7 protein-coding genes are annotated in these 6,432 nt (G+C 65.3%); 2 read left to right on the top strand and 5 right to left on the bottom strand.

The genetic code is table 11. The features are described from left to right. The 5 genes from WAW17_RS01450 to WAW17_RS01430 all read right to left on the bottom strand — a co-directional run. On the bottom strand, positions 1-592 hold a 592-nt coding region (locus WAW17_RS01450), incomplete at its 3' end, for an alcohol dehydrogenase catalytic domain-containing protein (RefSeq protein ID WP_422331253.1). Positions 593-630: 38 nt separating this feature from the next. Then, the gene (locus WAW17_RS01445) at positions 631-1,377 is read right to left on the bottom strand and encodes an SDR family NAD(P)-dependent oxidoreductase (protein ID WP_422331252.1); all 747 of its coding nucleotides are present in this window, start codon (positions 1,375-1,377) and stop codon (positions 631-633) included. Beyond that, complete coding sequence (locus WAW17_RS01440) at positions 1,374-2,678, bottom strand: acyl-CoA dehydrogenase family protein (RefSeq protein ID WP_422331251.1); 1,305 nt, start codon at positions 2,676-2,678, stop codon at positions 1,374-1,376. Before WAW17_RS01440 ends, WAW17_RS01445 begins: the two co-directional genes overlap by 4 nt. 50 nt (positions 2,679-2,728) lie before the next feature. Further along, the gene (locus tag WAW17_RS01435) at positions 2,729-3,754 is read right to left on the bottom strand and encodes a phosphotransferase family protein (RefSeq protein WP_422331250.1); all 1,026 of its coding nucleotides are present in this window, start codon (positions 3,752-3,754) and stop codon (positions 2,729-2,731) included. A 127-nt stretch (positions 3,755-3,881) separates the two neighbouring features. Next, a complete protein-coding gene (locus WAW17_RS01430; RefSeq protein ID WP_422331249.1) occupies positions 3,882-4,907 on the bottom strand; it encodes an aldo/keto reductase in 1,026 nt (341 codons plus the stop codon). 61 nt (positions 4,908-4,968) lie between these two features. Between WAW17_RS01430 and WAW17_RS01425 the strand changes: the two genes are divergently transcribed. Together WAW17_RS01425 and WAW17_RS01420 are read left to right on the top strand one after the other, a co-directional pair. Beyond that, positions 4,969-5,865: an acyl-CoA thioesterase gene (locus WAW17_RS01425; RefSeq protein WP_422331248.1), complete on the top strand. Its 897-nt coding sequence runs from the start codon at positions 4,969-4,971 to the stop codon at positions 5,863-5,865. A 186-nt stretch (positions 5,866-6,051) separates the two neighbouring features. After that, on the top strand, positions 6,052-6,432 hold a 381-nt coding region (locus WAW17_RS01420; RefSeq protein ID WP_422331247.1), incomplete at its 3' end, for a CoA transferase.

Below are 6,432 nucleotides of genomic sequence, written 5' to 3'. Positions count from 1 at the left end.
CTTTGAGGTCTTCCGAGTCATAGGAAACAGCCGCCTCCGCGCCCAGTGTCGACGCGGCCGCCAGTCGCTCCTCCGATGACGCGCAGGCGATCACCCTGGCACCGAGTCGGCTCGCGACGTCGACCGCTGCGGTGCCCACTCCCCCGGCGGCACCCAACACCACTACCCAGTCGCCGGCACGCATCGCACCGAAGGTGACCAAGGCGTGATAGGCGGTGGTGTACGTAACGCGGAACGCCGCCGCAGAAACCCAGTCGAGGCCGTCGGGTTTGGGAGTGAGCACACTTGCGGGAACACAGATCAGTTCCGCGAACGCTCCGGTCATCGCCGAACCCATGACCGCGTCGCCCGGCTCGACCGACCGGACGTCCGCTCCCACCGACCGTACGACTCCGGCGAACTCGCTACCCGGAGTGAACGGGGTGGGAACGGACACCTGGTACTTGTCCGCAACAGTCAGGACATCGGGGAAGTTGACGGCCGCCGCGCGAATCTCGACCAGCGCCTCGTCCCGGGCATGGAGCGGATCCGCTACGTCGCACACCGTCACTACATCCGGTGGGCCGTACCTGTCGCAACGTGCTGCTCGCATCGGCTATACGTCTCCTCGAACCCGGGTCCGGTTGTGCATCAGTACAATCCACCGTCCACGCGCACCAGCGACGATGTCGTGTAACTCGATGCGGGACTGGCAAGGTACAGAGCGGTGGTGACGATCTCCTCCGGCCGCCCCGGCCGCCCGACTGCACTGCGGGTCGACTGGCGCGATTCCTCGGGCCATGCCTCGGAAATGTCGGTGAGGAACGGACCCGCAGAGATCGTGTTGACCCTGACCGTGGGACCGAACTCGCGTGCGAACACCCCGGTCAGCGCATTCAGGGCGGCCTTTGCCCCGGCATAGGGCCCGAACTTCGGAGCCGGGAAGATCGCACCGGACGAGGACACGTTGATGATCGATCCGCCGTCACCCGCGGCCATCCGCTCACCGATCCGGGCGCTGAGCCGGAACGGGCCCTTGAAGTTCACGCCGATGACCTTGTCGAACAGTTCCTCGGTCGTCTCGGCCGATGACGGTGCCACCGGCGACATGCCCGCATTGTTGACGAGAATGTCGACCTTGCCGAAAGTCTCGTAGGCGGCGTCGACCAACGCGTCGAGGTCGCTCCACTTGCCGACGTGGCACGCGACCGGTAGCGCCTTGCGTCCGAGCGCCTCGACCTCCCGGGCCACCGCTTCGCATGCGTCGATCTTGCGGCTCGTGATCACCACGTCCGCGCCGGCCCGTGCGAAGGCCAGGACCATTTCACGGCCGAGTCCGCGACTGCCTCCGGTCACCAGGGCGACCTTGCCTTCGAGGTTGAACATGTTGTCGTTCATGCGATTCCGTACTCCTCCAGGACAGCGGCGTGCTTGGCCTTGGCGGCCACGAGCCGGGTGGGGATGTGCTCGGACGGGAACAGGGTGTCGACGGGCGCGTAGTTCTTCAGCACACCGCGGGCAACGGCGACCTTGTGCACCTCGGTCGGGCCGTCGGCGAGGCCGAGCGACAACGTGTTCGCCCACATGTCGTGCAGAGGCAGTTCGATGGTGACACCGAGGGAGCCGTGCACCTGAATGGCCCGCTGGACGATGTCGTGATAGACCTTCGCCATCGCCACCTTGCACATCGCGATATGCGTGCGAGCGGCGCCGTGCGGCTGGGTATCGATGATCCACGCCGTCTTCAGAACCAGCAGCCGGAACTGTTCGAGTTCGATTGCCGAATCGGCGATGAACTGCTGAACGAGTTGCTTGCGCGCAAGCGTCTCACCCTGCGTGGTTCGCGACAGAGCTCGCTCGGCCATCATGTCGAAGGCGCGCTGGCATTTGCCGACGGTGCGCATCGCATGGTGCACTCGTCCACCGCCGAGGCGGGCCTGCGCAACCTCGAATCCCTGTCCCGGGCCGCCGAGGATGGCGTCCGCCGGCACACGCACGTCGTTGTACCGGATGTACGCGTGGGTGCCCTCGTCGAGCTCCTCGCGATCGCCCATCACACTGACGTTGCGGATGATCTCGATACCGGGCGTCTCGGCGGGCACGACGAACATCGACATCCGGCGGTACGGCGAGGCGTCGGGGTCGGTGACTGCCATGACAATGAGGAACGACGCGTACCGCGCGTTCGACGAGAACCACTTCTCACCGCTGATCACCCATTCGTCGCCGTCCTTACGGGCCGCGCAGACGAACTCCTTGGGGTCTGCGCCCGCCTGCGGTTCGGTCATCGAGAAACACGAGACGATGTCCCCGTCCAACAACGGCTGCAGATAGCGGGCCTTCTGCTCCTCGGTGCCGAACATCGCAAGGATCTCGGCGTTTCCGGTGTCCGGTGCGGCAGTTCCGAAGACCGTCGGCGCCCACATGGAGCGACCGAGGATCTCGTTGAGCAGACCGAGCTTCAGCTGGCCGTACCCCTGACCGCCGAGCTCCGGGCCGAGGTGGCATGCCCACAGGCCCTGTTCCTTGACCCGTTCCTGCAACGGCTTCAGGATCGCGCGTGCCGCCTTATTCTCCGTGTTGTACGGCTGGCCGAGGTGCGGAAAGAGCAGGTCGAGCGGTTCGCACTCCTCGCGAACGAACTTCTCGACCCAGTCGAGTTTCTCTTGAAATTCCGGGTCGGTCTGGAAATCCCACATAGTCGTCCCTTTACTAGTAGTTCGTGGTGTGCCGTGCAAGTCGCGGCGTGTCAGGCTCCGATGAGGGTGAGCGCCTGACGAATGAGGCCCGGCAGAGCCGGCTCCATCCGCGCGAAGGAGGGGTTCATCGTGTTGTGTTTGCGCGCACGCTTGATCAGCAGCGCGGTCGCAGCGGCTTCCTTGTAGCGGGTGAGAGCGTCGAACCATTCGAGATCGGGAATCTTCGCACCGAACGACTCCTCGTACTCCCGGACGACCTCGGCTATCGTCGGCGCGCCACAGGGCTCGTCGTTGGGGCGTGCGGGGTGTCGGGCTTCGTCGGTGAAGTACGTCAGCCAGGTCAGGTCGATGCGGGGATCGCCGACCGACCAGATTTCCCAGTCGATGATCGAGGTGACCCTCGCACCGTCACACAGGGTGTTGCCGAGACGGAAGTCTCCGTGATTCACCACGGGGGCCATCGGCTGCGGGATCGTCGCGTGCAGTGCTTTCGCGCACGTCTCGTAGTCGCCGCGCAGATCCTCGGGAGCGGTGGTGAATGCCTTTGTCCACCGGTCGATCTCGTCCTCGATGGTGACTACCGGTTCGGCACCGAGGCCCACCTCGGCGGGGACGACACGGTGCAGATTACCGAGCATGCGGGCGGCATCGAGGAACCGCGTGCGTGTCTGATCCCGGAGAGCGTCGCTGCGGTCGTCCTCGAGCAGCGGCTCGACACATTCGCCCGCCACGAACTTCATGGCCACGAACGGTGGCACATCTTTCGACTGCCCCGGCGCGGAAAAGTAGACCTCCGGCACCTTGACGCCGGACGCCCCGTGCAGCGCATTCATCAGGCGCCCCTGCCGCAACACGTCGCGGTTGCGGACGGGGTCGAGCCCGGGAGGTGCGACCTTGAGGACCACCTGCTGCTCACCCGTGGCCGACGAGGCATCTGCGATGAAGGTGAGGCTCGACGAACCTCCCGAAAGCGGGCGCACGTCCGAGACGGTGAGGCTTTCGCGCCACACCTGCCCGGCGCGCGTGGCACGGGCGGCCAGGTCTGCGTGGAGTTGTTTGTCGTCGATGGGCGACATGCGATGCCTTTCCGCCGAAGGCCTCCCTGGGTAAGCACCACAGAAAGCCCAATAGTCAGATTATAATTCTGAGAATAGTATTCTGACTGTAATGACGGTTGTCAACGCCCGAGCCGCGATGACACCTTCAGCGGCGCCGCCGTTGCTTGTGGCGAACCGCCCGCGGCTCGAACGCGAGGTCGCCGCGCGCAATGGTGGTGCCGGGCGGCACGATGTCGTCGATGCGATCGAGGATGTCGTCGGTAAGTGCGAGTTCAGATGCGGGAAGCTGACTTTCGAGCTGCGCCAAAGTCCGTGGGCCGATGATCACCGAACTCACGGCGGGGTGTGCCATCGCGAAGGCGATGGACAGCCCGATGAGGTCCGTGCCGGCATCGACCGCGACCTTCTCGAGCTTGTCGAGGGCGTCGAGCTTGTGTTGCGCACCCGGCGAGTCGGTTCGCCAGGAGCCCTGCGGCACACGCGCGAACCGCGAATCCGCCTCCGGATCCGCACCGGCACGGTATTTGCCGGTGAGCCAGCCGCCGTTGAGTGGACTCCAGACGAGCGTGCCCATGCCGTGGCGCTGAGCCGTCGGAAAGACGTCACGTTCGGCACCGCGCACGAAGATCGAGTAAGGGGGTTGTTCCGTGTGCAGCGGGATGTGCCCGCGGCGCTCCGCCACCCATTGCGCCTCGACGACGGCTTCGGCCGGGAAGGTCGAGGAGCCGATCATCCGCACCTTCCCGGACCGCACGAGATCCGACAGAGCGGACAAGGTTTCGTCGAGGTCGGTGTTCTCGTCGAGCCGATGGATCTGGTAGAGGTCGATGTGGTCGACGTTCAACCGCCGCAGGCTGTCCTCACACGCCTGCACGATCCAGCGGCGCGAAGCCCCACGGCGATTGCGATCGCGGCCCATCGGGTTGTAGAACTTCGTGGCCAGCACGACCTCGTCGCGGCGGCCGGCGATCGCCGCACCGACGATTTCCTCGGATTGCCCCCGGGAGTAGACATCGGCGGTGTCGATCATGTTGATGCCGGCGTCGAGCGCTCGGTGCACGATGGCGGTGCACTCTTCCACGTCGGTGTTGCCCATCGACCCCAGCGACATCGCGCCCAGGCACAGTGCTGACACCTGCACTCCACTACGCCCCAGATAACGGTATTCCATCGGTCCTCCTCGCGAGCAAAACGGCCTATGATGAAGTGAAACCTAGTTATACAATTGAACCGTGTCTATCGCCGTAACCGCCGAAAACCGCGCGAGCATCCCCCGCCCGCCCGTCGGGCGCATCCTCTCACTCGAAGACGTGGGCGACGACGTGTTCCGGGGTGCCTCCCATATCCGGGCTCCACGGATATACGGCGGGCAAGCTCTCGGACAGTCGCTGGTGGCGGCGGGCCTCACCGTCGATCGCGACAGGCCCCTGCACTCGCTGCACGGACACTTCGTCCACCCCGGCCGCTCGGACGCCCCCGTCGACTACCACGTCGAACGCCTGCGTGACGGCGGCAGCTTCACCACGCGCCAGGTTCGGGCCGTACAGGGCGGCCGCACGATCTTTCCCGCGACCGCGTCGTTCCAGCGCCCCGAGAAGGGTCTCGAACACCAGTACCCTGTGAGCGCTCCGGCCACACCTCCGGAGGAACTCCCTCGATTCGAGGACAGCCTGAACCCGGAGGAACAGGGCGAAGCCACATGGCTTCTACCTCTTTTCAACAGTATCGGTGTGGATTTCCGCTTCCCGGAGGAATATCCGCGGCTCGCGAACCGCCGCGGCGAGGCCCGGCCGCCGCGCCAGCGCGCCTGGATCCGCACGCCGGAACGGCTTGGCGACGACGACCTCGTCCACGCCGCGGGTTTCGCGTACTGTTCCGACCTTTTCCTGCTCTCGGCCGGGCTGCCACCACACGCCCGGCACATCGACACCCCAGGCCTGCAACTCGCGAGCCTGGACCACACGGTCTGGCTACACGCGCCGTTCCGCGCCGACGAATGGCACCTGTACGAGCAGCACGGGTCTCGGATGGGTGGCGGTCGCGCACTCTCGCGCGGTTACCTGTTCGATCGCGAGGGCAAGCTCCTGGCGAGCACGGCACAGGAGGGTCTTTTGCGCTTCCGGGACTGACCCCGACCGCACTCGAACGCACGTCGACGCTGGTAGGCGCGCTCTTCCTGCTGTTTGTGCCGACATTTTTCACAAGGGCAGACGGAACCTGATTGAAACAAACCTCGAGCAACTTGTAGACGTAGTGAACTTCGTTAGTTATAAAGATCACATCATCCCGTTCGCCAACCCTTCGAAAGGTCTGACGTGAACGCCGTTTCTCCCCAGTCGACCGCCCCTCTGCACGGCCTGACCGTGATCGACTTGTCCCTCACCACTCCCGGTGCGTACGCAAGCGTCTTCCTTGCCGATGCCGGTGCGGACGTGATCATGATCGAGCCACCGACCGGCAATCCGATGCGGAAGGTCACCGGCTGGCCGGCCCTCGCCCGTGGCAAGAAGAGCGTCACCCTCGATCTGCGCAGGGATACCGGGCTCGCCCGGCTCCACGACCTGCTCCGTGACGCCGACGTCCTCATCACCACGTCGCGCCCGGCCGTACTCGAGCGCATGGGCCTGACACCCGGCCAACTCGCCGAACTCAATCCGCGATTGGTGAGCGCATCCATCACCGGCTGGGGCACCACC

The sequence above is a fragment of the Rhodococcus sp. (in: high G+C Gram-positive bacteria) genome, assembly GCF_049286785.1.
In the GTDB taxonomy this organism is placed as follows: domain Bacteria; phylum Actinomycetota; class Actinomycetes; order Mycobacteriales; family Mycobacteriaceae; genus Rhodococcus_F.
The sequence above is the reverse complement of the archived record's forward strand: the minus strand, read 5'-3'. Positions and strand labels throughout refer to the sequence as shown.

Coding starts and splice junctions, on each gene's coding strand:
- WAW17_RS01430 (WP_422331249.1), bottom strand. CDS start 4,907: ATGGAATACCGTTATCTGGGGCGTAGTGGAGTGCAGGTGTCAGCACTG.
- WAW17_RS01445 (WP_422331252.1), bottom strand. CDS start 1,377: ATGAACGACAACATGTTCAACCTCGAAGGCAAGGTCGCCCTGGTGACC.
- WAW17_RS01440 (WP_422331251.1), bottom strand. CDS start 2,678: ATGTGGGATTTCCAGACCGACCCGGAATTTCAAGAGAAACTCGACTGG.
- WAW17_RS01435 (WP_422331250.1), bottom strand. CDS start 3,754: ATGTCGCCCATCGACGACAAACAACTCCACGCAGACCTGGCCGCCCGT.